This window comes from Allobosea sp. 05T433 (assembly GCF_056396065.1).
Map to the genome: position 1 here is coordinate 23,783 of NZ_JBFTKS010000022.1, position 26,117 is coordinate 49,899.

Below are 26,117 nucleotides of genomic sequence, written 5' to 3' on the forward strand. Positions count from 1 at the left end.
GCCTGACGACGACGAGCTCCGACAGGAGCGTGTCATGCATGACGTGAACTGGACCGCCACCACGGTGTTCGTGGCGTTGTTCGGCTTCATCACGTGGCTCGGCTTCGCCGCCGCCAACTGGCGCAAGGCAGATCTCGACCAGCTGCACGAATGGGGCCTCGGCGGCCGCAGATTCGGCACTTGGATCACCTGGTTCCTGGTCGGCGGCGACCTCTACACCGCCTATACCTTCATCGCCGTGCCGGCTCTCGCCTTCGGCGCCGGGGCGGTGGCGTTCTTCGCCGTGCCCTACACGATCGTGATCTACCCGATCCTGTTCCTGGTCTTTCCCAGGCTCTGGCATGTCTGCCACAGGCACGGCTACATCACCGCCGCCGATTTCGTCCGCGGCCGCTTCGGCAATCGCTGGCTGGCGCTCGCCGTGACCATCACGGGCATCCTCGCGACCATGCCCTATATCGCGCTGCAGCTCGTCGGCATCCAGGTGGTCATCGGCGCGCTCGGCATTTCCGGGACCGGCCTTGCCGCCGACCTGCCGCTGATCTTCGCTTTCCTGGTCCTGGCGGCTTTCACCTATTCGAGCGGCCTGCGCGCGCCGGCCTCGATCGCGATCGTCAAGGACATCCTGATCTATGTCACCGCCTTTGCCGCGATCATCATCATCCCGATCCAGCTCGGCGGCTTTGCCAAGATCTTCGCCGCGGTGCCGGACACGAAGGTCCTGCTCGAAACGCCGCCCCCCGGCTCGACCGGGGCCTACAGCACCTACGCGACGCTGGCGCTCGGATCGGCGCTGGCGCTGTTCCTCTATCCGCATTCCATCACCGGCATTCTCAGCGCCAATGGCGGCAAGGCCATCCGGCGCAACGCCGCCATGCTGCCGGCCTATTCCTTCCTGCTCGGCATTCTCGCGCTGTTCGGCTTCTTCGCGATCGCCGCCGGCGTCCGCAGCATGCCGGAATATGCGGCGGGCTTTGCCGAGTTCGGCAATAATTTCGCGGTGCCGGCCCTGTTCCTGCACAGTTTCCCGGCCTGGTTCGTCGGCATCGCCTTCGCCGCCATCGGCATCGGCGCCCTGGTTCCGGCGGCGATCATGTCGATCGCGGCCGCCAATCTCTATACCCGCAACATCCACCGGGAGTTCATCAACCGGAACCCGACCGACCGGCAGGAGGCCCAGATGGCGAAATGGGTTTCGCTGGTCGTCAAGCTGGGTGCGCTCGTCTTCATCCTGTTCGTGCCGACGCAATATGCCATCCAGCTGCAGCTGCTCGGCGGCATCTGGATCATCCAGACGCTGCCGGCGGTGATGCTCGGCGTCTATACGCGTTGGTTCAACGGCTGGGCGCTGCTGATCGGCTGGCTGGCCGGGATCGTCGCCGGCACGCTGATGGCCTTCGCGTCCAATCTGACGCCGACCTTTCCGCTCAGCTTTGGCGGGCATGTCTTCCCGGGCTACACCGCCGTCTACACGCTGGTCCTGAACCTCGTCATCGCCGTCGTGCTGACCTTGCTCTTCCGGGCGTTGAAGGCCCATTCGATCGCGGCCGACGAGACGATGGCCGCCGATTATTCCGCCTGACACCCCGGGGACCGGGCCGGACATGGGCCACGGCCTCCTCACGGCGCCACGCTGTCCCCTTGGCTTGGACCGGGATGGCGAAGCCGCAGACTATTTGGCGCGTCGCCCCGGTTGTGAGATCGTCGCCTGATCAGGAGCGAAGAAGCGAGGGCCCTATGGATACGGACCAGGAGGCCAAGGACCGCGTCACGCAGATCATGCAGAAGCACCTGGAACTTGCGCAGGAGCAGCTCGAAATGGCTGAGCGCGGCGTGCTCTTGTCGATTGATGGAGCACCCGAAGGGATCAATCTGACCAAGGAGGCATTGGCCATCCGCGTCGGGCAATTGCAGGGTGCGCTTGATCGACAGCGAGGACGCGGCTGATACCAGCCATGCGCCTGCAGAAGGGCGTGAAGCGGGACCGTCGTTGCGCTGGTCCGCTCTTCCCAGCCCAGCGAACGCGCATGTCACGCGCCAGTCCTCGGCCGCGATAGGGGGCGTTCGAGGGCGGTGGCGGGCGCCTATGCCGACCTTGGCATGCGCGACGCGTTCGCCGAGCCGACCGAGCGCTTCCGGCTCTTGCGGATGTGATCGACGAAGGCGCGCAGCTTCGGCGCCATGTTCTGGCGGCTCGGATAATACAGGAAGAACCCCGGGAAGAACGGGCAAAATTCTTCGAGCACTGGAACGAGCTCCCCGCGCTGGATGGACGGTCGAAATGTTTCCTCCAGCCCGATGGTGATGCCGCCGCCCGCGACCGCCATGCGGATCATCAGCGCCATATCGTTGGTGGTGGCCTCCGGCTTCACGTCAACCGCGAAATCCTGGCCCGCCTCCGTGAACTCCCACCGGTAGGGAGCCGCTCGTGGCGCCGGGCGCCAGCCGATGCAGCGATGCGCCGCGAGCTCGCGCGGATGGATCGGCGTCCCCCGGCGCGCCAGGTAGCCGGGAGCGCCGACGGCGAGTTGCCGTTGCGGGGCGGAGACGGGAACGGCGATCATGTCCTGCTCGATGACCTCGCCGAGCCGCACGCCCGCGTCATAGCCGTAGGCGACGATGTCGATCTCGTCATCCGTCACCAGGACGTCCAGCTGCACGTCCGGGCATGCCACCCCGAAACTGGTGAGAAGCGGGCCTGACAGGAAACTCTCTGCGATCGAGGAGACCGCCAGCCGCAACTGGCCGCGCGGTCCGGAGCCGAGTTGATGAGCAGCCTCGGTCGCCGCGCGGATATCGGCCAGCGACGGGGCGATGTCGGCATGGAGACGCTCGCCGGCTTCGGTGAGGCCGACGCTGCGGGTGGTGCGGTGGACGAGGGCAATGCCCATTGCGTCCTCGAGCCGCCTGATCGTCTGGCTGACGGCCGAGCGCGTCACGCCTAGCCGGTCCGCGGCTGCCCGGAAGCTTCGTTCCTCGGCGACCAGGACGAAGGTCGCGAGCGCGTTGAGGTCGGTCGCCATTGGTTAGAAAGTCTAACCATAGCGTCGCCTCCTGGCTAGATACCGGCGACAGCGCCGGGCGCCTATCTCCTCGATCACGGGTTCCGCATCACGCAGCGGACCAAGCGAGAGGAGTTGGACCATGGCTATGGACAAGACCGTTCTGGTGACCGGGGCATCAAGCGGCATTGGCGTCGGCATCGCCCGCGAGCTCGCCGCCGCCGGAGCCCGTCTGATGCTGGGCGCACGCAGGGTCGAGCGACTCGATGCCCTCGCCGAAGAGCTTCGGCAGGGCGGCGCGAAGGTCGACTATCGCCGCCTGGATGTGACGCGGCAGGACGACGTCCTGCGCTTCGCCGACGCAGCCCGTCAGCAGTTCGGGCGGATCGACGTCATCGTCAACAATGCCGGCGTGATGCCGCTCTCGCCGATGGCCTCCCTGAAGGTCGACGAGTGGGACCGCATGGTCGACGTCAACATCAAGGGCGTCCTCTACGGAATCGCCGCGGTCCTGCCGGAGATGACGTCCCGGGGCTCCGGCCACATCGTCAACATCGCCTCGATCGGTGCGCTCAGCGTCTCGCCGACGGCGGCCGTCTACTGCGCCACGAAATATGCCGTCCGGGCGATCTCGGACGGCCTGCGCCAGGAGCGCAGCGACATCAGGGTCACCTGCATCCATCCCGGCGTCGTCGAGAGCGAGCTCGCCGGTACGATCACCGATCGCGCGGCGGCCGAAGCCATGAAGACCTACCGGAGCATTGCGCTCCAGCCTGACGCCATCGGTCGGGCCGTCCGCTACGCGCTGGAGCAGCCCGAGGACGTGGACGTCAACGAGATCGTCGTCCGCTCGACCAGGGCGCCGCACTGATGCGGGCCGGGGTCATTACCGTCGCGACGGGTGTCGTGGCGGCGCTTGCAGGTGCTGCCTTCGCGGAGAAACCCATGACGCAGGCCACTCATCCCTTTGTCGACATGTGGGTCACCGACGACAACCGGATCCGCCACGAACTCCTGCCGGACGGCCGCTATGTCGAGGCGCGCGGCAACCGCGAGGGCGCCTATCGCGGGCGATACGAAGTGACAGGCCGACACATCGAATACTGGGACGATACCGGCTTCACCGCCGACGGCGACTTCGTCGACAACGACACCCTCCACCATGCCGGCATGGTTCTTCGCCGGCGTGTCCGGCCGTCCTCCGCGACGGCCCCGTAAGCCGGATTTCCGGCAGTGGCGGCCCCGCGCGGTGGTCGCCCGGGCCGCTTTCCCAACCACCCTGAAGCGAAGGAGACGTTCAATGAACTCTGCTGCCCCATTCAATCGACCTGCGACCGCCGCCCGGCGCATCGGGCTTGCGGCCATCGTCGCCCTGGCCATCGCGCCGGCCATCGCCGCGCCGGCCCAGGCCGACACCGCACGCAACGAGACCATCGTGCGCGACGCGTTCCAGCGCTGGGCCGCCGGGGACAATGTCTTCCAGCAGCTGCTGGCCCCCGACATCGTCTGGACGATTCCGGGCTCCGGTTCCGTCGCGGGCACCTATCGCGGCATGACGGATTTCATTGAGCGGGCCTCCGTGCCGCTGGTCAGCCGCCTCGCGACCCCGCTCGTTCCCCAGGTCCGGCACATCTGGGCCGTCGGCGACCGGGTGATCGTCCGCTTCGACGCGACGGCCACGACGACTGGCGGACATCCCTATCGCAACCAGTTCGCCTGGTGTTCCGGATGAAGGACGGCAAGGTCGCCGAGGCCGAGGCGTTCCTCGACCTCGTCGCCTACCAGCAGGTCGTCGACAACAATCAGCCACGCCAGCGCTGACGCTTCGGATGGAGCCGCCGGGCCGGCAGCGGTTCGGGCCGGGAGCGGTCTGGGATCAGATGCGCCCGCTGCCAGGTTCGGCCGCGCCGGCCTGCTCGCGCAGGAGCGACAGAAAGGCCTGCGCGGCCCGGCCGACATAGCGCTCCTTGTGCTGTAGGGCGTAGAAGCGGCGTCGCGGCACGGTCGCTGCGACCGCAACCAGTGACCCGGCCCGCAGCGCCGCCGCGACCACCAGGCGCGAGACCACGGTCGCCCCGGCACCGGCCTCCACCGCCGCCCTGACGGCTTCGTTCGAGGGCAATTCAAGCGCGATGTCGAGTTCCGCGAGGCTCCGGCCGTCGCGTGCCAGCAGGTCTTCGAACAGCCGGCGCGTGCCCGAGCCCGGCTCGCGCAGGACCCAGGGCGCCTCGGCGAAGGCCGCGCTTGCGAGCGCGGCTGCGCCGGCCCAGCGATGCCCGCGGGCGACGACCAGCACCATCTCGTCTTCGGCCACCGGCGAGATCGCCAGATGCGGGTCGTCGATCTCCCCCTCGACGATGCCGAGATCGGCGAGCCCGTCATGGACGGCCTGAGCGACAGTTTGCGTGTTGCCGATCGTCAGCGGCGTTTCGATGCCGGGATGGCGCGCCCTAAAGGCGTGCAGCAGCGGCGGCAGCCAGTAATTGGCGACGGTCTGGCTCGCGGCGAAGGCGAGCCGGCCGCGCTTCAGCCCGGCGAGATCGGCCAGCACGGCCTCGGCCGAGGCGGCGCGGGAGAGCACGGCGCGCGCCTCGGCCAGGAAGAGCCGGCCGGCATCGGTCAGCGTGATGCGCCGGCCGATGCGATCGAACAGTTTGACCGCATGGCGCGCTTCCAGGGCCGCGACCGCGGCGCTCGTCGCCGACTGGGTCAGGTTCAGCTCGGTCGCGGCTTTTGTGACATGTTCGCGCTCGGCGACCGCGACGAAGATCCTGAGCTGTTCGAGCGTCATCGCGATCCTTCACATCGTGAGCTTCATCCGCATCAGACTGAATGACGCGATGAAAGGAAAGGCCGCAAGGCCGAGCAGGAGAGGGCGCAGGCATTTGGCCCTGAGCTTGGCGATATCGGTCTCGAGCCCCATCGCGGCCAGCGCCATCGAGAGGAGGAAGGTGGTGGAAAGAACGATCAGCGACTTGGCTGGGCTTCGCACGCTGACGACGCGAGGCCGACCATGGCGACGTAATGATCGACGGAGACGATTGATCCCCGGCGCGAGGGCTTGCCGGGAGGCGCAGAGCCGTGCTCGGCGAGGGGCGAACGGAGGATGAAATCGGCTGAATGCAGGCGGCAGCGATCGCGGGTGTTCCAAGGTGAACGTGGTGCGCCGTCAGGGCCGATCTCTGGCGAGTTTCAACGGCGGCCTCTGTCGGATTGGAGACATGCGAGCGACGGGACATGTGTGGCGCCGAGCGGCCCGATGGGCTCGGCACCCATTTGCTGCGGCCGAGTCCGGCGCCATCGCCGCGACAGATGGCGCGAATGTGGGAGAACTGGCGCTCTGGCTGCAACCTGGTGCGATGCTCGCCTCCTTCCGGATTGGAGCCCGCACCTGGCGTATGCATTCACAGGCGGCGGCGAGCCGACGGGCTCAGTTCTTCTGGCAGTGGAAGCCTTCAGCGAAGGTAAGTTCCACCAATGCGCGCCGTCGCTGTTCTCGGGGCCGGGCGGCGCCTGGACCGGGGACTGACCGTTGCTATGCCGGCAGGACGACGACCTTCGTCTTGACCGGCGTACGCGAGTACAGGTGCATCATGTCCTGGCTGAGCAGGCCGACACAGCCGCTTGTGATGCCGTTCCCGATCGATTCGGGGTCGCTGGAGGCGTAGATCGTGTAGAGCGTGTAGGCGCCGTTCTGATAGAGATAGAGCGTGCGGGCGCCGAGCGGGTTTTCGAGGCCGCCGGGCATGCCGCGGGCGTATTTGGCCGCCTCGGGCTGGCGCTTGATCATCTCCTTGGGCGGTGTCCAGGTCGCCCATTCCGCCTTGCGCCCGATATAGGCGTCCCCGCTCCACCGGAACCCGTCGCGGCCGACATTGGCGCCATAGCGGGTGGCCGATCCGTCGTCCTCGACGCGGTAAACGTAGTAATTGCCGGGGTCGACGATAATCGTACCGGGCGCTTCCTTGGTCTCGTAGCGAACGGTCCGGCGATAATATTTCGGATCGACCTTGCTGACATCGACAGCCGGGATCGGGAATTTCTCTTCGGGCACCGGCCCGTAGATCTTGGCCGCCTCGGCGAGGCTCATGCCGTCGGTCGTGCAGCCGGCGAGTCCGAGCGCGCCGACGCCGGCGGCAGAACCGACCAGAAACGACCGGCGGTTGATAAGTCCCGTGCGACGCCCGATCAGAGCGATCTCGTCCATCTTGCCGGCATCGGCATTGCCACCGTCCATGATCATGATTTTGGACTTCCCATGTCTTGCTGCCCGACGAGAGAATACTCGGGCATACACCCGCTGAGCGTCTTCCTGAGCTAAGATTGCCGGGACATGGCCCGGCTGGCAAGCTCTGGCCTTTGTTGCACGGGGCTTGCCATGCACCAAGCCCGCTACCGTCCACGCTGTCTCGCAGCGTTACGTCGCGGTGGCTTCGACAAAAACGTGCAGGTCACGGCACCGCTCGGGTCAGCGGCGCCTCGGCTCATTCGCCCGGCATTTTGCGCATTCGGGCCGGGCGAGGGGCGCGCGGCTCTGGCGCGGGCCGGGGCCTTGCGGAGCCATGAAGCCGGTCGCGCCGGGACGGCCTGGCCTGGCTGTCCCGGCGCGATGCCGGTCAGGCGACGAGGAAGCCGGCGTCGACCGGATCGTCGCGGTTGATCGTCCAGCGTGCGGTGCCGAGCAACCCGGCGGTGCCCTTCACGGTCGGGCACACGGCGCGCGTGCCGTTCAGGTTCGCCTCGCCGATCAGGCAGCCTTCGAAGGTTCCCGACCCGAGCAGCCCTTCCGAGCGGATCGGCTGGTGCAACGCGAGCAGGCCGCGCGCCTCATACATCGCCATCATCGCGCTCGTGCCGGTGCCGCCCGGCGAGCGGTCGAGCTGGCCGGCGGAGAAGACGTGGACGTTCTTGTAGAAAGCGCCCTCGATCGTCGGCTCGTGCCAGAAGGTCACGAAGTTGAAATTGTTGATGTGGCTCGACGCCGGGTGCTGGATGGCAACCTTCTGGCGCAGCTGCTCGCGGGCGATAATGCCGAGCCGGGAGAGCTCCGAGCCGTTCTCCGGCGAGATCCGCAGCGAGGTGCCGCGCAGGTCGATGATGCCGAAATAATTGCCGCCCCAGACGATGTCGGCCTTGAGCTGGCCGATGCCCGGCAGGTCGAAGGGCACGTCCTGCGCCGCGACATAGGCCGGCACGTTCTCAAATCGGGTCCACAGCACGTCCGGCCCGTCATTGGCGACCTCGGCCGTCACCAGGCCGGCGGTGGTCTCGAAGCGGATCGTCGTGACGCCATTGGCGCCGCGCCGGACGAGCCCGAGCGCGACCATCGCCATGCCGACCGCGATCGTGCCGTGGCCGCACATATGGGAGTACTGCGTGCCGTCGATATAGATCAGGCCGGCATCGTAGTCCGGGCTCGACGGCGGCGTCAGGAACACGCCGAACATGTCCTTGTGCCCGCGCGGCTCGCGCATCAGCGCGCAGCGCAGCCAGTCGTAGTTCTCCTCGAGGAAGCGGCGCTTCTCCAGGATGTTCGAGCCGGCGGGATAGGGAATCCCGCTATGGATGATGCAGAGGGGCTCGCCCTCGGTATGGGTGTAGACGACGTCGAAGATATTCTGCTGGCGCATGTGCGGGCTCCTTGGGACTAAACGGGGTGGACGGGATCAGCGGCGCTCGGAGAGCACGTCGAGGCCGATGGTGAGGTCGAGCAGCACGATCACGATCGCGGCGACGATGATCGTCAGGCCGGAGACCGCCGCGATCATCGGGTCGATCGTGTACTGGACGTAGTTGAACAGCTTGACCGGGATCGTGGTCAGCTCGGCCGTGGTGTTGAAGATGCTGAGCTCGACATTGATGAAGGAGGCGATGAAAGCGAAGATCGCGCCGCTGACGAGCCCGCTGCGGATCTGCGGCAGCGTCACCAGGAAGAAGGTCGTCAGCGGCCTAGCCCCGAGATCGGCCGACGCCTCCTCCAGGCTGCGCTGCTCGTCGCTGAGCTGCGGCAGCACGGCGCGCAGGACGAAGGGCATGATGATCACGACATGCCCGACGAGCAGGGCCGTGAAGCTGCGCACCAGGCCGATCGCGCTGCCATATTGCAGCAGCGCCGCGCCGAGCACGACATGCGGCAGGATCAGCGGCGACATCAGGATTTCCGACAGCAGGCGGCGGCCGGGAAAGCGATAGCGAGCGATCGCGATCGCGGCGGGCACCGCCAGCACGACCGCGACGATGGTCGCGGCGATCGCGAGCAGCGTGCTGGTCATGAAGGCCGAGACGTAGGACGGGTCGCCCAGCATCTTGCCGTACCAGGCGAGGGTGAGCCCCTGCGGCGGGAAGGCGAGGAAGCTGGTCGTGGTCAGCGAGGCGCCGACCAGCACGACGAGCGGCAGGGCGAGATAGGCGAGTGCCGCAAGGGAGATGATCCTGACGAGGTGCGTGACCATTTCAGGCTCTCCTCGGCTCGCTGAGGCGCCCGGCGAGCGTGACGAGCACCAGCGTCAGCACCAGCATGGTGATGCTGAGCGCGCCGCCATAGTTGAAGTCGAAGACCGAGCTGTATTGCTGGAAGATCAGCATGGAGAAGACGGTGATCCGCCCGCCGCTGAGCAGCGCCGGCGTGACATAAGCGCTGACCGCCAGCATGAAGACCATGACCGCGCCGGCCATCAGCCCGGGCAGGCTGAGCGGGAAGGTGATCTTCCAGAAGGTGCCGGCCGGCGTCGCGCCGAGATCGGCGGAGGCGTGTTCGAGCGCCGGATCGACCTTGGCGAGCGCGTTGCCGACCGCCAGCACGATGAAGGGCAGCAGGATGTAGACGAGGCCGATCAGGATGCCGAGCTCGGTGCCGAGGAAGCGCATCGGCCGCTCGATCAGGCCCAGCCCGATCAGGCCGTCATTGACGAGGCCGTTGCGGCCGAGCAGCACCATCCAGCCGAAGGAGCGTACGATGTTGCTGGTGAACAGCGGCACGATGAGCAGGATGACGCAGAACCGGCGCCAGGGCCGCCAGCGCACCACGCGCACGAGGTACCAGGCGAGCGGATAGCCGATCACGACTGAGACGAGCGTGGTCAGCGCGCCGATCCGGAAGGTCACCCACAGCACGTCCCAGTGATAGCTGTCGGCGAGGATGTGCAGGTAATGCGCGAAGGTCAGGTGACCATCCGGCGTGGTCAGGCTCGCGATCAGGACGACCGCCATCGGCGCCAGGAAGAAGGCGACGAAGAACGCCGCCGGCAGGGCGCAAAGCAGCACGACCGTGCGCAGCCTCCCGCTCATCACGCGTCCACCGGCACGAGGCTGAGATCGCCGGGGCGGATCGTGGCGAAGACCGGCTGGCCCGGCGCGAGGCCCGCCAGCGCCGACGGCGCGAGCCTGGCCGTCAGGACGGTGCCGCCGACCAAGACCGTGACGAGGGCATGGCTGCCGACATGGGTGATCTCGGAGAGCACGGCCGGCAGGGAGAGGCGATCGGCGACGGGCTCCGGCGCAATGAGGATATCCTCGGGCCGCAGCACGCCGGTTAGCGCGCCTTGCGGAGCGTCGCAGGCGGGACGGATGATCGCGCCGTCCAGAAGGGACAGGCTGCCGTCGCCGCGCCGCTCGACCTGGAGCAGGTTGGCATCGCCGATGAAGTCGGCGGCGAAGCGGCTCGCCGGCCGGGCATAGATGTCCTGGCCGCGGCCGATCTGCTCGATGCGGCCGCGGTTCATCAGCACGATCCGGTCGGCCATGCTCATCGCCTCGTCCTGGTCATGCGTCACGAACAGGAAGGCGATGCCGAGCCGGTGCTGGATCTGCTTGAGCTCGCCCTGGACCTTCTTGCGCAGCTTCAGGTCGAGCGCGCTCAGCGGCTCGTCGAGCAGCAGCAGCTGAGGCCGGTTGACGATGGCGCGCGCCAGCGCCACGCGCTGCTGCTGGCCGCCGGAGAGCTGGGCCGGCAGGCGCTCGCCGAAGCCGGCGAGGCCGACGAGCTCCAGCGCCTCGGTGCTGCGCTGGGTTGCCTCGCCCTTCGACGTGCCCTGCCGGCGCGGCCCATAGGCGACATTTTCCAGGACGCTCATATGCGGGAAGAGCGCGTAGTTCTGGAACACCGTGTTGAGCGGGCGGCGATAGGGCGGCAGCCGTGTCACATCCTCGCCGGCGAGCCTGACCGTGCCGGCCTCCGGCGTCAGGAAGCCGGCGATGCAGCGCAGCAGCGTGGTCTTGCCGCAACCCGACGGGCCGAGCAGCGCGATGAACTCGCCCTGCTCGACAGAGAGGTCGATCTCCGTCAGGGCCGCGTGCCCGCCGAAATGCTTGGACAGGCCGTCGATGGCAAGGATGGGGGTGCTCATGCTGCGGCTCGTGGTGCTCGTGCCCGGTCGTTCGCGCGCAGGTCGTTCACTTGCGCGCGATCTCGCGGTTCCAGGCGTCGACGACGCCTGAACGCAGCGCGTTGATCTCCGTCCAGTCGAAGAGCTGCAGGGTCTTGACCGAGCCGGTCTCGCCCCAGGGCAGCTTGCGCGCGGTCTCGGGCTTGACGACGACGTTCTTCACGGACGGGCCGAGATAGAGCTTCTCGGCGAGGCAGCCGGAGGCTTCGGGCGTCAGCGCCTGGTTGATGAATTTCGCAGCCGCGTCCTTCTTCGGCGTGCCCTTCACCAGATGGAGCCGGGCATCGGTTGCCCAGGCGCCTTCCTTGGGCACGACGAAGCCGATCGGCAGGCCCTTGTCGGCAAGGTCCCAGGCGCCGACGTTGAAATGCGCGCCGATGATCGCTTCGCCGCTCTGGTAGGCATTGGTCGCGGCGCCCGAGGAATCGAAGAACAGGGCGGCCTTGAGCTCCTTGATCTTCTTGAAGGTCGGGGCGAGGTCGCCGGGAGTGCCACCCCAGATCTTCGAGAGGAACATGACGAAGGGCACGCCCGCCGAATTCGCGGGGGAGGGGATGGTGACGGCATCCTCGAATTCCGGCTTCCAGAGGTCGTTCCACGATGTCGGGGCGGCCTTGACCTTCTGGGTGTTGTAGGTGAGCCCGAGCGAGTAATAGCCGGTGCCGACTGCATAGGTGGTCGAACCGCTCTTGTAGATGGCCTCGGGCAGCGTGTTGGCGAGATTGGGGATCGCTGCCGCGTCGAGGGTGTCGGTTACCTCCGCGGCGAGCGCCAGCTCGCTGATGCCGCCATCCATCCAGGCGACGTCGATGGTGGGAGCCGCCTTCTGTTGCTGCAGCTTCGACAGGGTGACGGTCGAGGTGCCGATCTCCGGCTTCACGGCGATGCCGGTCGCCTTGGTGAAGGGTTCGGCGACGCAGGCGCGGAAGGCGTCGCCCCAGTTGCCGCCATACCAGGCGACCGTGATAGAAGCGGGTTGCTGGGCCAGCGCCGGCGCGGTCAGCAGGGTGGTCGCGAGCATGGCGCTCGCCAGCCGGGCGGGTCTGTTCATCGTCGTTCTCCTCTGCCTGAGCGTCTTCGCGCTTCTACGATCATGGTGGGCGCGGCGCACGAAAGGCACTAGAATTCGCCGGCCAGAAATTTGAATAATCACGACATGAACACAGCGCAGTTTCCGCCATCGGCCAGCGAGCGGCCGCAATCCGCGCCCATCCCCGTTTCGCGGCTGCGGATCGGCTTCGTCCTGCTCGACCAGTTCACGCTCGCCGCTTTCTCCGGCCTGATCGATGTGCTGCGGCTGGCGGCGGACCATGGCGGCCGCAGTCGCCAGCTGCATGCGAGCTGGACCGTGATGAGCCTCGACGGAGAGCCGCGACGCTCGAGCTGCGGTGTCTCGGTTGCACCGAATGCGGCCCTGCTCGATCCGGCCGGGTTCGACTATGTCGCCGTCTGCGGCGGCAACGACTATCTCAACGACGCCTTGCCCGAGAGCCTGCTCGACTATCTCAGGCGGGCGGCGGCGTCGGGCGCGCGCCTGCTGGGCATCTGCACCGGCACCTTTGCGATCGCCAGGGCAGGGCTGGTCGGTCCGCGCCGGGTCTGCGTGCACTGGAACGTGCTGGATGCCTTCAAGCAGCGCTTTCCCAGGGTTTCGGCAGGGGTGGAACGGCTTTTCATCGACGAGGGCGACCTGATCACCTGCGCCGGCTCGACGGCCGCGATCGATCTCGGCCTCTATCTCGTCGCGCGCCATTGCGGCCGGGACAAGGCCCAGCAGGCGATGCGCCACATGATGCTGCAGGACATGCGGCCGGCCGAGATGCCGCAGCCGCATTTCTACGCGCAGATCGGCTCCCATCTCGACGTCCGGGTTCAGCAGGCCGCGCAATTCATCGAACAGCGCCTCGACAATCCCCCGCCGATCGCCGCGGTTGCGCGCTATGTCGGCGTCAGCCCGCGCCAGCTCGAGCGCCTGTTCGGCATGTCGCTGGGCCAGAGTCCCGCGGCGTTCCAGCGCAAGCTGCGGCTGGACTATGCGCGCTGGCTGATCCTGAACAGCAAGCGCTCGCTCACCGACATCGCCATGGGCGCGGGCTTTGCCGACAGCGCCCATCTCTCGCGCGACTTCAAGGCGAGCTTCGGGGAATCGCCGCGCAGGCTCCGGCAGAAGGGCTAGCGCGGCCGACCGGTACCTGTCGTCTTCAGCTCTGAGGCAGCATCAGCGGCCGAAGCGGGGCGGATATTGCCATTTGGCATAAGTATCCTTATTTCATGCCGAAGTGAGGTGCGCCATGCTTGTAGAGATCCCCCGGACTGTTGCGACCCCGGCGGTGCCGGAGATTACGGTCGAGGAGGCCGCCGCGGCCGCCCGGGCGGTGATCAGGCTCTTCGAAAAATGGGGCCTGACCGACGCCGTCGCGCGCGAGATCCTGGGCGGGCTTTCCGCCCGGACCTATGCCCGTTGGAAGGCAGGGGACCATGGCCGGATCGACCGGGACCTGGCCACCCGCCTGTCCCTGCTGATGGGCATCCACAAGGGCCTGCGCACGCTCTTCACCGACCCTGAGCGCGGCTATGCCTGGGTCGGCAAGCCGAACGACGCCTTTGGCGGCCGGGCCCCGGTCGAGATCATGGCGCAGGGCGACATCTTCTCGCTGGCCCGGGTGCGCTCCTATCTCGATGCCGAGCGTGGTGGTTGGTGAGCGAGGCCGCGCCCGTCATCCGCGTCCACTGGCTCAGGGCCTACCGGATCATCCGCTCGATCTATCCGCCGATCGACCTGTTCGAGGACATCGCCGACCCGAGCGACTGGGAGGCGCTGGCCTCGATCGAGTCGAAGACCAATCCACGGATCTGGGAGCAGATCGGCCGGCTCGATCTCGTTCCGCCGGCGCGACGTGTCGCTGGACATGGGGCGAGCTACCTGATGGCGCCCTTCGTCCATATCAGCACGGATCGGCCAGGCCGGTTCACCGACGGCACCTGGGGCGTCTATTCCGCCGGCCAGAGCGATGAAGTCGCGATCCGCGAGGTCGCGCATCACCATGGCCGGGCGATGGCGGCGAGCCGGGAGGAGAGCGGCTGGACCTCACAGTTCCGCGTGCTGATCAACCAGGTCGATCTCGACCTGCATGATGTCCGGGCCCGGAGCGAGTTGCACGACGCGGACGACTATTCCGCCTCCCAAGCCCTCGCGCGGCAGATGCGGGCGGCGGGATCGAACGGGTTTTTGTACCTGAGCGTGCGCTGCCCCGGCGCAGAGTGCATCGCGATCTTCTGGCCCGACCTGATCCCGATCCCGGTGCAGGGCGACCATTACGACTTCCACTGGGACGGCGCCCGCGTTGACAGGGTGCGGAACTGCCGGACAGGGACGATCCTGGCGCTGTAGCCGAAGAAGCGGACTCAAGTCCTTGGCCGGTCACGCCTTCTTTCCGAGAGGATCGATCACGGAATGGTCGCCGGCGGCGTTCGCGTCAGCGCGAGATGATTTCGCGAACAAGGCTGACGAAGCCCCGAAGATGCAGCCAGAACGCGATGGTGGGCTTCCGGTCCAGCTCGGCTGCGACCTGGGTTGCAGGATCCCTGCGAAGGGCCCGCCAGAAGGACCTCAACCTGGCATTCCAGCGGGACACGCTTCCTTCGGTCATGGCGGCGGTTCTGCGCGATATGAGCTTCGGTCCGCAGAATGGCGCAAAACCATCAGCTGTCCTTGATCCGGATCAAGTCGAACGCCGACAGGGCTGGGGCCGGCCGAGGTCGGCGCCCGCAGGTCCGTTCGGCGCCATTCCAAGGATCGCCCGAGACTGCGCGCGCGGCGGGCAGGAAAACTTGATGGAAATCAATGCTGTGCTGCGAAACAGGAGGATGATGGCGTCCAGGGTTCGGAGCCTCAACCATGCAGACCCCCGGTCAGCACGAGACGATCTCCTTTCTGACGTCGCCGAATGCCTTCGGCTGCGAGGCGGCGGAGATGGTTTCCACCCATATCTCGTTCGTTCTGCTGATCGGCTCGCGGGCCCTCAAGCTGAAGCGCTCCGTCAAACTGCCCTATATCGATCTGTCGACGCCGCAATTGCGGCTGGCGATGTGCGAGCATGAGCTGGTGCTGAACCGCCGGACGGCGCCGGATCTGTATCGCATGGTTCATCGCGTCACCCGCGAGCCTGACGGAAGCCTGGCCTTGAACGGCCAGGGAGAACTGGTCGACGCGGTCGTGGAGATGAAACGCTTCGACGACAGCTTCCTGTTCGACCGCATGGCCGAGAGAGGAGGGCTCACCGCGGCCATCTCGGCCGATCTCGGCGGCGACATCGCCCGGTTCCACCGCTCGGCGCCCGTCTCGACGGATGCCGAGGGCGCCAGGCGGATGGAGCGCGTGCTCGCGGTCAACGAGCGTGCCTTCGCCAGCGCGGACATCCTGCCTTGCCGCGAGGTCGAGGCGGTCACCGCAGCCTGCCGCGAGGCGTTGGCGCGCCATGCCGGATTGCTCGACCAGAGGGCGGGCGATGGCAAGGTCCGGCGTGGGCATGGCGATCTGCACCTGCGCAATATCTGCCTGATCGACGGAAAGCCGCTGCTCTTCGATTGTCTGGAGTTCGACGAGGATCTCGCCACGGCGGATATCCTCTACGACCTCGCCTTCGTTCTGATGGATCTCTGGCACCGCAAGCTCGAAAGCCTCGCCAATGTCCTGTTCAATCGCTATCTCGACACGATTGGCGATGAAACCGGCCTGCGCCTGCTGCCCTTCCTGATGGCGGTGAGAGCGGCCGTTCGGGCTCATGTCACCGCGATCGACAGCGGCAAGGCGGCCGCCGCGAGGATGTCCGAAGCCCAGGCCTATCTCCAGCTTTGCCGCGACCTCCTGAAGCCAAGGCCGGCCATCCTCGTCGCGATCGGCGGCTATTCGGGCTCGGGGAAATCGACGCTCGCCGCCAGGCTCGCATCGAGCCTCGGGCCCGTTCCGGGCGCCCGCATCGCTGCGAGCGACCGCATCCGGAAACACATGTACGGCGTCGCGCCCGAGACGCGGTTGCCCTCCAGCGCCTATGCCGATGACGTCTCCACCCGGACCTATCGCGCGATGGCGGAGCTTGCCGGGAGCATGATTGTGCAGGGCCATGCCGCGATCGCCGACGCCGTCTTCGACCGTCGGGTCGAACGGGAGCGGATCGAGGAGACGGCGCGACATGTCGGTGTGCCGTTTCGGGGGCTCTGGCTTGATGCTCCGGCCCAGATGCTGGTCGAGCGTGTCGCGGCGCGGCGCGGCGACGTATCGGATGCCACGCCGGAGGTCGTCATGGCCCAGCTCGCGCGGCGGGGTGCTGCGAGCGACTGGACGAGAATTGCCGCCGGGGAAGACACCGGCGTCGTCACTGCTGCCGCTCTGACCGCGATCGGCTCGCAAGCCGTGGCGCAGGCGATCTGGCCGGCTGCGGGCTTCAGCCGGCAGGAGAGGGTCCAGGTCAAGTGAACAGGATCGAGACAGGGGACTGCCATGGCGAAATCCATCGCCATCGTGCCGGGGCTCCCGGACCCTGCGCCTGGACGTCACTGCGAGCGCAGACGGCAGGCTATGCGGCAGGGACCGATGCGGCCGGGCACCACGTCGCGACGATCCGGCAGACGGTCGCAAAGGCCTCCAAGGGCTGAGCAAGTGACCGGGCCCGAGGCGTGCCAGGCTCCCCGCCTGCAGACAGGACGCCCGAAGCTCGCGACGGATCTGAATAAAAGTGCTCTGCGAGCGTCCCCTGGCAGCGTCGTCGACAATTGTCAGTGATCCAGTTGTCAGAGATCGAAGAGCCGTGTACGCGGCAGCCTGTTCAGCGATTATCAGGGAGGCGCGCGATGGTTAGACTGTTTGCTAAATCAGCGCTCGCTGGTGTCGGGATTCGCTTCAAGCGCTAATTCCTGCCGCGGCGAGCATCGCCGGGATCGTGTCGCCAACACCACATCTGCGCTCTGGCGCATCGTTGGCCACCCATATCCACCATCTCAAGATGGGTGCGAATCTAAGTGCATCGCAGGAATATGCCATGTTGAAAGAAGAAAGGCAGCATTTCGCTGCCGAAATGCGTTCTGTCGCCGTAGAGAAGCTTTGCGTTGAGGAACACGACTGTGTTCTTTCATTGCGCGTGCACGCCAACCAGGCGTCGTTCGTAGCCAGCAATAGTGATTCACTCGAAGAGGCAGAAGACAATCCTGCCTGCGTGCCGCTCATTATTCGAGCGGCGGGTGAACCGGTTGGTTTTGCCATGTACGCTTTGGATGAGGACGATGGAAAATACTGGATCTATCGCCTCATGGTCGACGAGCGCTTTCAGGGCAAGGGTTACGGGCGGGCTGCTCTCACGCAGATCCTCAATACCCTTGCAGAGTTGCCGGACTGCCCATGCGTCATTCTAGGTGTGAAACCGGAGAACAAGCAGGCGCGCAGGCTTTATGAAGGCGTTGGATTTCGCATCACTGGCGATGTCATCGACGGTGAGATCGTGATGAAATACGACATCTGACCTGCAACGGCCGGCGGCTGCGAAGCCGCCCCCGGGGCCAGATCGCGGTCCCGCCGGGCGATGCTGCGCAGGTCCCTGTCATCCGCGGCCCGGTTGGAAGGACGCGCCGATGCCACCGCATGCTGGCAGGCGCCTCGGGCGCGAAGGACCTGGCTCTCGTCCTCATGCAGCTGTCCGCGGTTCTCGGGCGGGCCGGAGGGAGCGCGTACCCGCTCTCACTCCTTCGCGGGCCGGCGTCAGGCGCTCGCTACCGGAATGGTGATCCCGCACTCGCGGAGCGAGCATGCGGGCTCGATCAGCTTGTCGCAGATCGCCTGCTTGGCAGAGACGGCGTTCCCCCCGCACTTCAGCACCCGGTCGATGACATCGGTGACAATTGGAAACCGTCGGGAATGTTGCGCACGATCATGTCGACGGCCGAGGCTCTCAATCGCGTGTCCGTGCAAGCCTCGGCGTGAGGGCAAGAGCAGTCGCCAGGGATAGCCGACAACGACAGGTACGACCGAGCGGAGCGGGGGGGGCGAGCGGTGGCTCAAGGATCAGGGCCCATTGTTTCCTGGCGAGCAGGCGCGTTCGGCATAATTGAGCCAGAACAAGGAACGCCGTCCCGCGAACGGGTAACAACAGCAGCAGGCTGTAGAAATAGGGGGCGGGGGCGTGGCAATTGGGAGGACAATCGCATGGCGATGGATGAATCGAACCGGGTACTGACCACGCGAACGGGCTTCAGGTTTCATGTCCGGCCCGCGCGGCCCGATGATGAGGCGGGACTGGCGGAGTTCTTCAGGCATGTGACGCCTGAGGATTTGCGCTTCCGCTTTCTCAGCACGATCCGGGAGGTGAGCCATGATCGGCTCGTTGCGATGACGCAAATCGATCATCGCCAGACCGAGAGCTTCGTGGCGCTTGCGGACGACGGAAAATCGATCATCGCCACGGCTATGCTGGCTTGCGATGCCGCTCTCCAAAAGGGGGAGGTCGCGATCTCGATCCGCAGGGAGGACAAGCACCGCGGTGTCGGGTGGGAGCTGCTCGGCCATATCTGCAGATTTGCCGAGGCGAAGGGGGTCAAGGTCGTCGAGTCGCTCGAGAGCCGCCAAAACCGCGAAGCGATTGATATTGAACGGGAGCAAGGCTTTGAGATGGGCGACCATCCGGAGGATCCCAACCTTGTGATCTTGAGAAAGACCATTGGAAAGACCTGAAGACGATCTGCCCATGCTGCTGCCCCGTGGCCATCACGGCGGCCGGCCAGTGTCAGCAGGCAAAATCCCGCTCCGGCACTTCGCGTCTTGAAGGCCGAAGCGCAAGGTCGGGGCGGTGCTCCGCGGCGAACACGCTTGCCACCCGTGCACGGCGGCGCCTATGTCGTTCAGCGGGCGCCCAGCGCCATCGGCCCCTGGTGATCGCGGTCGAAGGATGCATTGGGTCCGATCGTCTCATCCGCAAAGATGGTCCTGCCGCGCTCGCCCGCGAAATAGTCCCTGAGCCATGGGTCATCGTGGGCCAGCAGATCCTGCAGCGTTCCGATCGCGATGACTTTGCCCCGTGCGATTGCCGCAATCCTGTCGCAGGTCGCATGAAGGCTGCTCAGGTCGTGCGTGATCATCATCACCGTCAGGTTCAAGCTGGCCTTCAGGGCCAGCAGCAATTGATCGAAGGCATCAGCGGCGATGGGATCGAGGCCCGAAGTCGGCTCGTCGAGAAACAGGATCTCGGGGTCGAGGGCGAGAGCGCGCGCCAGAGCTGCCCGCTTGGTCATGCCGCCTGATAGCTGCGCCGGATGCTTCTTCGCTGCATCGCGTGGCAGGCCCACCATCTCGAGCTTCAGCATGGTCATCTCGTCGGCAAGACCTGGCGAGAGATGCAGGGTTTCCCGCATCGGCAGCTGGATATTGTCTGCGATCGTCAATGATGAGAACAGGGCGCCCTGCTGGAACATGACGCCGCAGCGTTGTTGCAGCATGCGACGTTCGCCCTCCGAAAGGGCATCGACATCCCTCCCGAAAATCTCGATGACCCCCTCCTTCTTGGGGAGGAGCCCAAGAATGGTGCGGGCCAGGACCGATTTGCCTGACCCGGAGGCGCCGATCACTCCGAGAATCTCGCCGCTCATGATCTCGAGATCGAGATGGTTCAGCACGATCTTGCTGTCGAAGGCGACCACGACCCCGCGGGCGCTGATGATCGCGTCCGCCTCTCGTGTCGCTGCGCCATGTCCGAGCTCGGCCATAACAGCCTCTTACCCACGGCGAGCGCTCCGCGCTCGCCGTCATCCCGATCGCCGGTTCGGCCCGCCCGTCGGGTCGGCGGCGTCCCGGGCAACTTCCGGGCTAATGCGCGAGAAGCAGCGGCACGGGGGAGGCGGCGAGCAGGTCCTGTGTGACGCCGCCCAGAATCCACTCCCTGAAGCGCGAGTGGCCATAGGCGCCGGCAACGATGAGGTCGGCCGAAATCCTGCCCGCCTCGGCCAGTAGGCTTTCGGCTGGCGATATGTCATTGCGCAGGACGCTTGCCGTGGCACCGACGCCGTGTCGGGCGAGATGGGCGGTGACATCGGCAAGCGCCTCCGCCCCGCCCATCCGCCCGTGGGCTTCTTCGCTGACCGTGACGATATGGACCTGCGTCGCCTCGCCGAGCAAAGGTATGGCTTCGGCGATGGCGCGGGCGCTCTGCCGGCTGTCAACCCAACCGATCAGGATCGTGTGGATCGCCTGTCTCGGCATCGTTCCAGGGGGCAGCAGGTAGAGACCGCGCCCGCCATCGAACATCACGCTTTCGATCAGCGCGTTCCAGCGCGTCAGCCCGTCTTCGCGGGGGCAGGTGGCGACGAAGAGGTCGTTCCATCGCGCCTCCGTCGCCACGGCCTGTGCCAGCATCCCGGGGAAGGCGTCGATGCGCCTCAGCTCATGCGTCGGCCCGAGACGAGCCAGGCGCTCCCTGAGGCGCCGCTCGACGCTGTTGCCGTCCTCGATCATCGCCTCGGTCAATTGTCCGATCGCCGTGATCCCGAACTCACCGGCATAGAGTGCCGGGTCGGGGAGAAGGTTGGTGTAGAGGCCGGTCAGTCGCGCGTCACAGCGCGTCGCGAGCGCTTCGGCATGGGCCAGGCGCAGCTCGTCTTCCGGCATGCCGTCGAGATGAACGGCGATATCCCTGAAGACGTTGCCCGGGGCGGGCCGCAACGCTGCAGCGGGCTGGAAGGAGGCAGCGGGCTTGGAAGATAAGGCGCTGTCGCTCATCTCGACCTCCTGATGCGTCGCGTTGGCCGCGCAGCGATGATGAAGCGGCAGTTGCGGTATTCGCGCATTGATTCTGGTCAAGTCCGGCGGCGCTGCGCACGTCCGATCCGGTTTCGGCGACACAAGCGCAGGGGTGAGGCCCGGGGCTGTCCTTGACCGGGCCAAGGATGGCTGGCGCCGCCCCGGCCTCTGCGCCGGCGCCTTCTGTGGATCGGAATGTCGACGGGGTGCGTCGCCCGTCCTTGACAGAACACGAATGTGGCCGCCGACTGACCTTCTTTGGTGTCGCGGCTCATGTCCTCCCAAAGCGCCGGCATTCTGATGTATCGCCTCACGGGCGCGGAGGTCGAAGTCCTTCTCGTCCATCCCGGCGGGCCGTTCTGGCGGCACAAGGATAATGGGGCGTGGTCGATACCGAAAGGCGAGCTGGGGCAGGGCGAGAGCCCGGCCGAAACGGCGCAGCGCGAATTCGAGGAGGAACTCGGAATCCCGCCGACAGGCGCCCTCGTGCCGCTTGGGCGCATTCGGCAAAGGGCGGGGAAGGTGGTCGAGGCCTTCGCGCTGCGGGGCGACCTGACACCGGGGGATGTTCGTTGCAGCAGCCTTGTCGAGATCGAGTGGCCGCGCGGCAGTGGCCTGATCCAGCGCTTCCCCGAAATCGACCGGGCGGCCTGGTTTCCCCTTCCCGAGGCGCGGTTGCGCATCCTGGCCGCTCAGGGCGAGTTGCTCGACCGCCTCGAGGACAGGCTGGCCAACAAGAGCTAGGCCGGCTGTCCCTTTCGCACCGGCCTTGCCTGGATCGCGAGCATGCACCCACTATCTCGCCGGGGTCTCGTCCGCGGTGGCTCTGACCTTGGCCGTCGCTTCCAATCCAGCTTGAAGTCCGTTCTCGCAGGGCCAGAACGTAAAGCGCAGCCGCTTCGCGAAAGTACACGCAAGAGCAGATCAGAGCCCCAACCCAAACACCCAGCGGCGCGTCATAAGGGATGATGCGCAGCATCTGCTTCACCGGCATGGCAAGGAAGTGCAACCCGTCCGCATCAGCATCGAGCAGGTCAAGCAACCCGGCAATCGCCGGCTCTGTGACTTCGGTCACAGACGGACCGGCAGGCGCTCACGGTAAGGTCGCACACCCTCCCAATCTGGACCCGCCGCCATGGCGGGTCTCTTTTTGGGCGAATGGTCCTGGAATGCGGCTCGTCTCGTTCGCTGACGACAGCGTCGATCGCGACCCTGCGTGGCAGGTCAGCTTGACGCCGCCCGCAATCCTGCGACCGGCGCCTGACCCTCAGGCCTGAGCTCTCAAGCCGGCAGGCGCGCTTTGCCTGTCGAAGAAGACCTCGCAGGCCTCGGCAACCCGCGCGACGGACGCGTCATCCACATCGAGATGGGTCACCCAACGCAGCGTTCCGTAGCGCCCGCCGACGGCGATGCCGCGACCGCGCAGAAAGGCGACGAAAGCGCTGGTGTCGAGTCCCTTGGGGGTCATGAACACCATGTTCGTGCGTGACGGTCCCGCGCCAAGCTCGGGAAAACGCGCCAGCACGGTCGCAAGAGCTGCGGCGCGCCGATGATCGTCAGTAAGCCGCGTGACATTGTGCTCCAGGGCGTAGATCGCGGCCGCGGCGAGCACGCCGGTCTGACGCATGCCGCCGCCCAGCATTTTCCTGATCCGGCGGGACTTTTCGATGAAGTCTCTGGGGCCGACGAGGACGGAGCCGACCGGCGCGCCCAGCCCTTTGGAGAGACACAGGGACAGGGTGTCGAACTGCGCTGCGATCCAGGCCGCGTCCCGACCGCTCGCCGCCGCGGCATTCATCAGTCGGGCGCCGTCCAGATGCGTCGCAAGCCCGCGCGAGCGGGCGAGGTGCGTTGCGGCCTGCAGGTAGGCGTCGGGCAGGACCAGGCCGTTGAAGGTGTTTTCCAGCGCCAGCAGCCGCGTGACCGCGAAGTGAAAGTCGTCCGGCTTGATCGCGTTCGCAATGGCGTCCAGCGCGATCGTCCCATCAGCCTCGTTGGGCAAGGGCTGCGGCTGGATCGAGCCGAGGACTGCGGCGCCGCCGCCCTCGAGCCGATAGGTGTGAGCCATCTGGCCAACGAGATATTCATCGCCGCGGCCGCAATGGGCCATCAGCCCGGCGAGGTTCGCTTGCGTGCCGGTGGGGAAGAAAAGGGCGGCTTCCTTTCCCAATCGCTCGGCGACCATCGCTTCCAGGCGACTGGTGGTCGGGCAGTCGTCATAGACGGCGTCGCCAACCTCGGCCGTAGCCATGGCAGCCCGCATCCGCTCATCGGGGCGTGTGACCGTATCCGAACGGAAGTCATCCACTAGCATCGATCAGATCCTGGTTGAGCGTGAACGTGCCCCGCGAGGGCGCACCGGCTACTGCATGGAAAATGACGCAAGCCCTTCGTTGGAGCCAGCCCTGCCTTGGACCTCCGGCACCTCACGATAAGCACTTGACGCGGCATCAGGCTCGGCCCTTCGGCCGGTTCACTCCAGGCCGCCGAGGCTGGTCTGCTTGAAGCGCGATCATGGCTTCGCCCGTCTGCCGCATGGCTTCGATGCAAATCTCCAGGCCGAGATGATGTTCGAGGGCAATCTCCACGGCATCCCCGATCTGCGCGGGCGATCCGCCCAGCACCGGTGGCTACCGGCCGCGACCGCAAAAAAGACGGGCGGCTCGCTCGGAGCTGCCCGCCACTTGCTTCGCGTTTCCTTGGATCATCGGACCGGATATCGTATCGGGTCCGATGATCTAACCCTTTGTCTTTGCGTCGGCTTTGCCCCGAAAACCGCAATCCACTTTCGGGCCGATGCTTTAGTTCCCGGGCTTGTTCTTGATCGCCTGATCGATTTGCCGTTTTACGGCTTCCAGATTGAACGAGGCCGGGTCCTGCATCGGTGGGTAGTCAATCGCAGTACGAGCCAGTTTGGCGACTTCGTCCTGAACGGAGACGAACCGCCAGAACTCCCGGGCGTAGAAGTCGTTCATATAGCCGCCACCCAGGTCATTGAGGCTCTGCCCGCCGATCGACGGGGTTCGTTCGAACGGGTCCTGGCGGATATTGACCATGGTCGGCATGTCGGTGGTGACCTTCGCGCCGGGCCAACCCTGCGGCTGCTGGAAGAACTGGTACTTGAAGTTGTCGATCCGAACGGCGCCGAGTTGCGGACCGCCGAAATAGAAGAACTCATGCCGTGCGGACGGACCGTTGCCTTGGAGCAGATCGATCTGGTTGTAGCCGTCGAGATGGTTCTTGTAGGTCCTCTCGCCCAACGCCACGCCCTTCAGGAGCTGGCCGGTGATGTCGCTATTGCCGGCCGCAGCCAGGAGCGTCGGGAACCAGTCCAGCGCCGAAAAGATCCCGTTTTCGACCGTGCCAGACTTGACCTTGCCCGGCCAGCGAATGATCGCGGGCGCCCGGAAGCCGCCTTCCATGACCGTTCCCTTGGTCCCCTTGAACGGGGTCATCCCGCCATCGGGCCAAGTGAAGACTTCGGCACCGTTGTCGGTGGTGAAGATGACGATCGTGTTGTCCGCCTGGCCTGAATCCTCCACGCATTTCAAAAGGGCGCCGACGCCGTCATCGAGCTGCGCCATGCCCGCCTCTTCAAGGCCGTAATTGGTATTGCTGTTCATCAGCGACTGATATTTCGGCGACAGGAAGGTCCAGACATGCATGCGCGTCGTGTTGTGCCAGACAAAGTACGGCTTCTTGTCAGCCTTGGCCTTGTCCATGAAGTCACATGACGACTTGACCAGTATTTCGTCGAAGGTCGTCATGTCGTATTTAGCCTTCGGCGTGATGTCGTGCATGTTTGGCACGTTGGCCATGTTGGGGTAGGGCGCCAGAGGTCCCTCGTCCACGATCCTCTGCTTGCCGACCTTGCCCCAGCGCGGCATCTCGGTCGCGTCGTCCACGGTTGTGGCAAAGGTATGCACCAAGTTGCGGGGGCCGACCTTGTCGCGATAGGACTGCTCGTCCGGGAACGAATACCAGAACGGATCGGACATCGCGTCGAGGTGGTAGAGGTAGCCGAAGAACTCGTCGAAGCCGTGCAATGTCGGCAGGAACTTGTTCAGGTCGCCCAGATGGTTCTTTCCGAACTGGCCGGTGGCATATCCCTGAGTTTTCAGAGCGCTGGCGATCGTCGCTGCCTGGGCCGGCATGCCGACATCCGCACCCGCTTGTCCAACGGTGGTCAAACCCGTGCGCAAGGGGATTTCGCCGGTGATGAAACTTGCCCTGCCGGCGGTACAACTGGCTTCGGCATAGTAATCCGTGAACATCATTCCCTGCGCCGCCAGCCTGTCGAGGTTGGGCGTCTTCCCGGACATGATACCCCGGTGGTAGGCCCCGACATTGAACCAGCCTACGTCGTCGCCCATGATCACGAGTATGTTAGGCCGCTGTTGCTGCTGGGGCTGAGGTTGCTGCGCTATCGCAGGGAGACTCGCCCCGGTCAGCATGGCGATACTCGCAGAGAGACCAAGCCATTCGCGTCGACCAATCTTCATGTCCGACCCTCCAGGATGATGCTTGTGGCCGCACCTCGTGCCCATGGGCCTCCGCGGGCACCTTAAGAATTTATTCAAAATGGCGGCCGCGCCGATTTACCGGGATAGCAGGGCTGCGTGCTACTGTACCTTGGGGCAGTAGCGAACGGATCCATTGGCGCTTCGATGCCCCAGGAAGGGACATTCTGAGGGTCGGGCCTAGCCAAACTTCGTCCGTCACCGGCCTCGCCGCAAACGTCTCTGTTGGGTCGGGAGCAGCAGTCACCCCCACGATCAGGAATGTCAGCTTTCGGGTAGAGCTCCAATGCGCGCCCAACAGGTACAGGCGCGAGTATCACTCAGCGGCCCTCACGCGCGGAAACCGGATCCATGCAGCGCCGCGGCGTTTCCACCTGTCGGGCGCGGAGAGTTTCTGATGTCCGCTCGACGGAAACCGTAAGGGCGCCGATCG

At 65.9% G+C, this 26,117-nt stretch carries 24 protein-coding genes and 2 pseudogenes; 12 read left to right on the top strand and 14 right to left on the bottom strand.

Annotated elements, in window-relative coordinates:
- The first annotated feature begins 34 nt into the window (after nucleotides 1–34).
- Entirely contained in the window at nucleotides 35–1,582 is a 1,548-nt protein-coding gene (gene mctP / locus AC1DGP_RS25115; RefSeq protein WP_441507328.1) for a monocarboxylate uptake permease MctP, read from the top strand.
- A gap of 155 nt (nucleotides 1,583–1,737) precedes the next feature.
- Nucleotides 1,738–1,947 (top strand): hypothetical protein, encoded by a 210-nt coding sequence (locus AC1DGP_RS25120; protein ID WP_441507329.1) that lies wholly within the window; start codon nucleotides 1,738–1,740, stop codon nucleotides 1,945–1,947.
- 137 nt (nucleotides 1,948–2,084) lie between these two features.
- Here AC1DGP_RS25120 and AC1DGP_RS25125 read toward each other — a convergent pair whose 3' ends face one another.
- Nucleotides 2,085–3,023 (bottom strand): LysR family transcriptional regulator, encoded by a 939-nt coding sequence (locus AC1DGP_RS25125; protein WP_441507330.1) that lies wholly within the window; start codon nucleotides 3,021–3,023, stop codon nucleotides 2,085–2,087.
- Between the two features lie 121 nt (nucleotides 3,024–3,144).
- On the opposite strand from AC1DGP_RS25125, the gene AC1DGP_RS25130 reads away from it, so the two are divergent.
- The 3 genes from AC1DGP_RS25130 to AC1DGP_RS25140 all read left to right on the top strand — a co-directional run bounded on the left by AC1DGP_RS25130 (nucleotide 3,145) and on the right by AC1DGP_RS25140 (nucleotide 4,734).
- Nucleotides 3,145–3,873, top strand: a complete 729-nt coding sequence (locus tag AC1DGP_RS25130; protein WP_441507331.1) for an SDR family oxidoreductase — start codon at nucleotides 3,145–3,147, stop codon at nucleotides 3,871–3,873.
- A complete protein-coding gene (locus AC1DGP_RS25135; protein ID WP_441507332.1) occupies nucleotides 3,873–4,220 on the top strand; it encodes an Atu4866 domain-containing protein in 348 nt (115 codons plus the stop codon). The genes AC1DGP_RS25130 and AC1DGP_RS25135 overlap by 1 nt, the downstream gene beginning before the upstream one ends.
- 82 nt (nucleotides 4,221–4,302) lie before the next feature.
- Nucleotides 4,303–4,734 (top strand): nuclear transport factor 2 family protein, encoded by a 432-nt coding sequence (locus AC1DGP_RS25140; RefSeq protein ID WP_441507333.1) that lies wholly within the window; start codon nucleotides 4,303–4,305, stop codon nucleotides 4,732–4,734.
- Between the two features lie 144 nt (nucleotides 4,735–4,878).
- Here AC1DGP_RS25140 and AC1DGP_RS25145 read toward each other — a convergent pair whose 3' ends face one another.
- From AC1DGP_RS25145 to AC1DGP_RS25180, 8 genes and pseudogenes are all read right to left on the bottom strand, one after another.
- On the bottom strand, nucleotides 4,879–5,793 hold the full coding sequence (locus AC1DGP_RS25145; RefSeq protein ID WP_441507334.1) for a LysR family transcriptional regulator: 915 nt from the start codon (nucleotides 5,791–5,793) through the stop codon (nucleotides 4,879–4,881).
- Nucleotides 5,794–5,802: 9 nt separating this feature from the next.
- Nucleotides 5,803–5,982, bottom strand: a pseudogene (locus tag AC1DGP_RS25150) (YeiH family putative sulfate export transporter); the annotation flags it as partial.
- Between the two features lie 555 nt (nucleotides 5,983–6,537).
- Nucleotides 6,538–7,245: a L,D-transpeptidase family protein gene (locus AC1DGP_RS25155; protein WP_441507335.1), complete on the bottom strand. Its 708-nt coding sequence runs from the start codon at nucleotides 7,243–7,245 to the stop codon at nucleotides 6,538–6,540.
- 373 nt (nucleotides 7,246–7,618) lie between these two features.
- Nucleotides 7,619–8,632: a proline racemase family protein gene (locus AC1DGP_RS25160; RefSeq protein WP_441507336.1), complete on the bottom strand. Its 1,014-nt coding sequence runs from the start codon at nucleotides 8,630–8,632 to the stop codon at nucleotides 7,619–7,621.
- A 36-nt stretch (nucleotides 8,633–8,668) separates the two neighbouring features.
- The gene (locus AC1DGP_RS25165; protein WP_441507337.1) at nucleotides 8,669–9,454 is read right to left on the bottom strand and encodes an ABC transporter permease; all 786 of its coding nucleotides are present in this window, start codon (nucleotides 9,452–9,454) and stop codon (nucleotides 8,669–8,671) included.
- Nucleotide 9,455: 1 nt separating this feature from the next.
- Nucleotides 9,456–10,289: an ABC transporter permease gene (locus AC1DGP_RS25170; protein ID WP_476832637.1), complete on the bottom strand. Its 834-nt coding sequence runs from the start codon at nucleotides 10,287–10,289 to the stop codon at nucleotides 9,456–9,458.
- A complete protein-coding gene (locus tag AC1DGP_RS25175; protein ID WP_441507339.1) occupies nucleotides 10,289–11,347 on the bottom strand; it encodes an ABC transporter ATP-binding protein in 1,059 nt (352 codons plus the stop codon). Before AC1DGP_RS25175 ends, AC1DGP_RS25170 begins: the two co-directional genes overlap by 1 nt.
- 46 nt (nucleotides 11,348–11,393) lie before the next feature.
- On the bottom strand, nucleotides 11,394–12,437 hold the full coding sequence (locus AC1DGP_RS25180) for an ABC transporter substrate-binding protein (RefSeq protein WP_441507340.1): 1,044 nt from the start codon (nucleotides 12,435–12,437) through the stop codon (nucleotides 11,394–11,396).
- A 105-nt stretch (nucleotides 12,438–12,542) separates the two neighbouring features.
- Between AC1DGP_RS25180 and AC1DGP_RS25185 the strand changes: the two genes are divergently transcribed.
- The 6 genes from AC1DGP_RS25185 to AC1DGP_RS25210 all read left to right on the top strand — a co-directional run bounded on the left by AC1DGP_RS25185 (nucleotide 12,543) and on the right by AC1DGP_RS25210 (nucleotide 19,106).
- Nucleotides 12,543–13,562, top strand: coding sequence for a GlxA family transcriptional regulator (locus AC1DGP_RS25185; protein ID WP_441507341.1), 1,020 nt, complete (start codon nucleotides 12,543–12,545; stop codon nucleotides 13,560–13,562).
- A gap of 115 nt (nucleotides 13,563–13,677) precedes the next feature.
- Entirely contained in the window at nucleotides 13,678–14,088 is a 411-nt protein-coding gene (locus AC1DGP_RS25190; RefSeq protein WP_441507342.1) for an MbcA/ParS/Xre antitoxin family protein, read from the top strand.
- Nucleotides 14,082–14,777, top strand: coding sequence for an RES family NAD+ phosphorylase (locus AC1DGP_RS25195; protein ID WP_441507343.1), 696 nt, complete (start codon nucleotides 14,082–14,084; stop codon nucleotides 14,775–14,777). The genes AC1DGP_RS25190 and AC1DGP_RS25195 overlap by 7 nt, the downstream gene beginning before the upstream one ends.
- A gap of 507 nt (nucleotides 14,778–15,284) precedes the next feature.
- Nucleotides 15,285–16,862, top strand: coding sequence for a bifunctional aminoglycoside phosphotransferase/ATP-binding protein (locus AC1DGP_RS25200; protein WP_441507344.1), 1,578 nt, complete (start codon nucleotides 15,285–15,287; stop codon nucleotides 16,860–16,862).
- A gap of 562 nt (nucleotides 16,863–17,424) precedes the next feature.
- Entirely contained in the window at nucleotides 17,425–17,901 is a 477-nt protein-coding gene (locus AC1DGP_RS25205) for a GNAT family N-acetyltransferase (RefSeq protein WP_476832638.1), read from the top strand.
- A gap of 527 nt (nucleotides 17,902–18,428) precedes the next feature.
- Nucleotides 18,429–19,106, top strand: coding sequence for a GNAT family N-acetyltransferase (locus AC1DGP_RS25210; protein ID WP_441507346.1), 678 nt, complete (start codon nucleotides 18,429–18,431; stop codon nucleotides 19,104–19,106).
- A gap of 167 nt (nucleotides 19,107–19,273) precedes the next feature.
- Here the strand turns inward: AC1DGP_RS25210 and AC1DGP_RS25215 are convergent, their stop codons facing one another.
- Together AC1DGP_RS25215 and AC1DGP_RS25220 are read right to left on the bottom strand one after the other, a co-directional pair.
- Entirely contained in the window at nucleotides 19,274–20,134 is an 861-nt protein-coding gene (locus tag AC1DGP_RS25215) for an ABC transporter ATP-binding protein (RefSeq protein WP_441507347.1), read from the bottom strand.
- A gap of 100 nt (nucleotides 20,135–20,234) precedes the next feature.
- Nucleotides 20,235–21,143 carry a universal stress protein gene (locus tag AC1DGP_RS25220; protein WP_441507348.1) on the bottom strand — a complete coding sequence of 303 codons (909 nt, stop codon included), beginning with the start codon at nucleotides 21,141–21,143 and terminating at the stop codon, nucleotides 20,235–20,237.
- 294 nt (nucleotides 21,144–21,437) lie between these two features.
- Between AC1DGP_RS25220 and AC1DGP_RS25225 the strand changes: the two genes are divergently transcribed.
- A complete protein-coding gene (locus AC1DGP_RS25225; protein ID WP_441507349.1) occupies nucleotides 21,438–21,908 on the top strand; it encodes an NUDIX hydrolase in 471 nt (156 codons plus the stop codon).
- Between the two features lie 523 nt (nucleotides 21,909–22,431).
- Here the strand turns inward: AC1DGP_RS25225 and ltaE are convergent.
- The 3 genes and pseudogenes from ltaE to AC1DGP_RS25240 form a co-directional block, all read right to left on the bottom strand.
- Nucleotides 22,432–23,478 (bottom strand): low-specificity L-threonine aldolase, encoded by a 1,047-nt coding sequence (ltaE, locus tag AC1DGP_RS25230; protein WP_441507350.1) that lies wholly within the window; start codon nucleotides 23,476–23,478, stop codon nucleotides 22,432–22,434.
- A 159-nt stretch (nucleotides 23,479–23,637) separates the two neighbouring features.
- Nucleotides 23,638–23,788: pseudogene (locus AC1DGP_RS25235) on the bottom strand (L-serine ammonia-lyase); the annotation flags it as partial.
- A 177-nt stretch (nucleotides 23,789–23,965) separates the two neighbouring features.
- Nucleotides 23,966–25,618: an arylsulfatase gene (locus tag AC1DGP_RS25240; protein ID WP_441507351.1), complete on the bottom strand. Its 1,653-nt coding sequence runs from the start codon at nucleotides 25,616–25,618 to the stop codon at nucleotides 23,966–23,968.
- Nucleotides 25,619–26,117: the final 499 nt, after the last annotated feature.

Coding starts and splice junctions, on each gene's coding strand:
- AC1DGP_RS25200 (WP_441507344.1), top strand. CDS start 15,285: ATGCAGACCCCCGGTCAGCACGAGACGATCTCCTTTCTGACGTCGCCG.
- AC1DGP_RS25135 (WP_441507332.1), top strand. CDS start 3,873: ATGCGGGCCGGGGTCATTACCGTCGCGACGGGTGTCGTGGCGGCGCTT.
- AC1DGP_RS25205 (WP_476832638.1), top strand. CDS start 17,425: ATGTTGAAAGAAGAAAGGCAGCATTTCGCTGCCGAAATGCGTTCTGTC.
- AC1DGP_RS25130 (WP_441507331.1), top strand. CDS start 3,145: ATGGCTATGGACAAGACCGTTCTGGTGACCGGGGCATCAAGCGGCATT.
- AC1DGP_RS25185 (WP_441507341.1), top strand. CDS start 12,543: ATGAACACAGCGCAGTTTCCGCCATCGGCCAGCGAGCGGCCGCAATCC.
- AC1DGP_RS25140 (WP_441507333.1), top strand. CDS start 4,303: ATGAACTCTGCTGCCCCATTCAATCGACCTGCGACCGCCGCCCGGCGC.
- AC1DGP_RS25155 (WP_441507335.1), bottom strand. CDS start 7,245: ATGATCATGGACGGTGGCAATGCCGATGCCGGCAAGATGGACGAGATC.
- AC1DGP_RS25145 (WP_441507334.1), bottom strand. CDS start 5,793: ATGACGCTCGAACAGCTCAGGATCTTCGTCGCGGTCGCCGAGCGCGAA.
- AC1DGP_RS25125 (WP_441507330.1), bottom strand. CDS start 3,023: ATGGCGACCGACCTCAACGCGCTCGCGACCTTCGTCCTGGTCGCCGAG.
- AC1DGP_RS25215 (WP_441507347.1), bottom strand. CDS start 20,134: ATGGCCGAGCTCGGACATGGCGCAGCGACACGAGAGGCGGACGCGATC.
- AC1DGP_RS25220 (WP_441507348.1), bottom strand. CDS start 21,143: ATGAGCGACAGCGCCTTATCTTCCAAGCCCGCTGCCTCCTTCCAGCCC.
- AC1DGP_RS25180 (WP_441507340.1), bottom strand. CDS start 12,437: ATGAACAGACCCGCCCGGCTGGCGAGCGCCATGCTCGCGACCACCCTG.
- mctP (WP_441507328.1), top strand. CDS start 35: ATGCATGACGTGAACTGGACCGCCACCACGGTGTTCGTGGCGTTGTTC.
- AC1DGP_RS25165 (WP_441507337.1), bottom strand. CDS start 9,454: ATGGTCACGCACCTCGTCAGGATCATCTCCCTTGCGGCACTCGCCTAT.
- AC1DGP_RS25175 (WP_441507339.1), bottom strand. CDS start 11,347: ATGAGCACCCCCATCCTTGCCATCGACGGCCTGTCCAAGCATTTCGGC.
- AC1DGP_RS25160 (WP_441507336.1), bottom strand. CDS start 8,632: ATGCGCCAGCAGAATATCTTCGACGTCGTCTACACCCATACCGAGGGC.
- AC1DGP_RS25190 (WP_441507342.1), top strand. CDS start 13,678: ATGCTTGTAGAGATCCCCCGGACTGTTGCGACCCCGGCGGTGCCGGAG.
- AC1DGP_RS25240 (WP_441507351.1), bottom strand. CDS start 25,618: ATGCTGACCGGGGCGAGTCTCCCTGCGATAGCGCAGCAACCTCAGCCC.
- ltaE (WP_441507350.1), bottom strand. CDS start 23,478: ATGCTAGTGGATGACTTCCGTTCGGATACGGTCACACGCCCCGATGAG.
- AC1DGP_RS25170 (WP_476832637.1), bottom strand. CDS start 10,289: ATGAGCGGGAGGCTGCGCACGGTCGTGCTGCTTTGCGCCCTGCCGGCG.
- AC1DGP_RS25120 (WP_441507329.1), top strand. CDS start 1,738: ATGGATACGGACCAGGAGGCCAAGGACCGCGTCACGCAGATCATGCAG.
- AC1DGP_RS25225 (WP_441507349.1), top strand. CDS start 21,438: ATGTCCTCCCAAAGCGCCGGCATTCTGATGTATCGCCTCACGGGCGCG.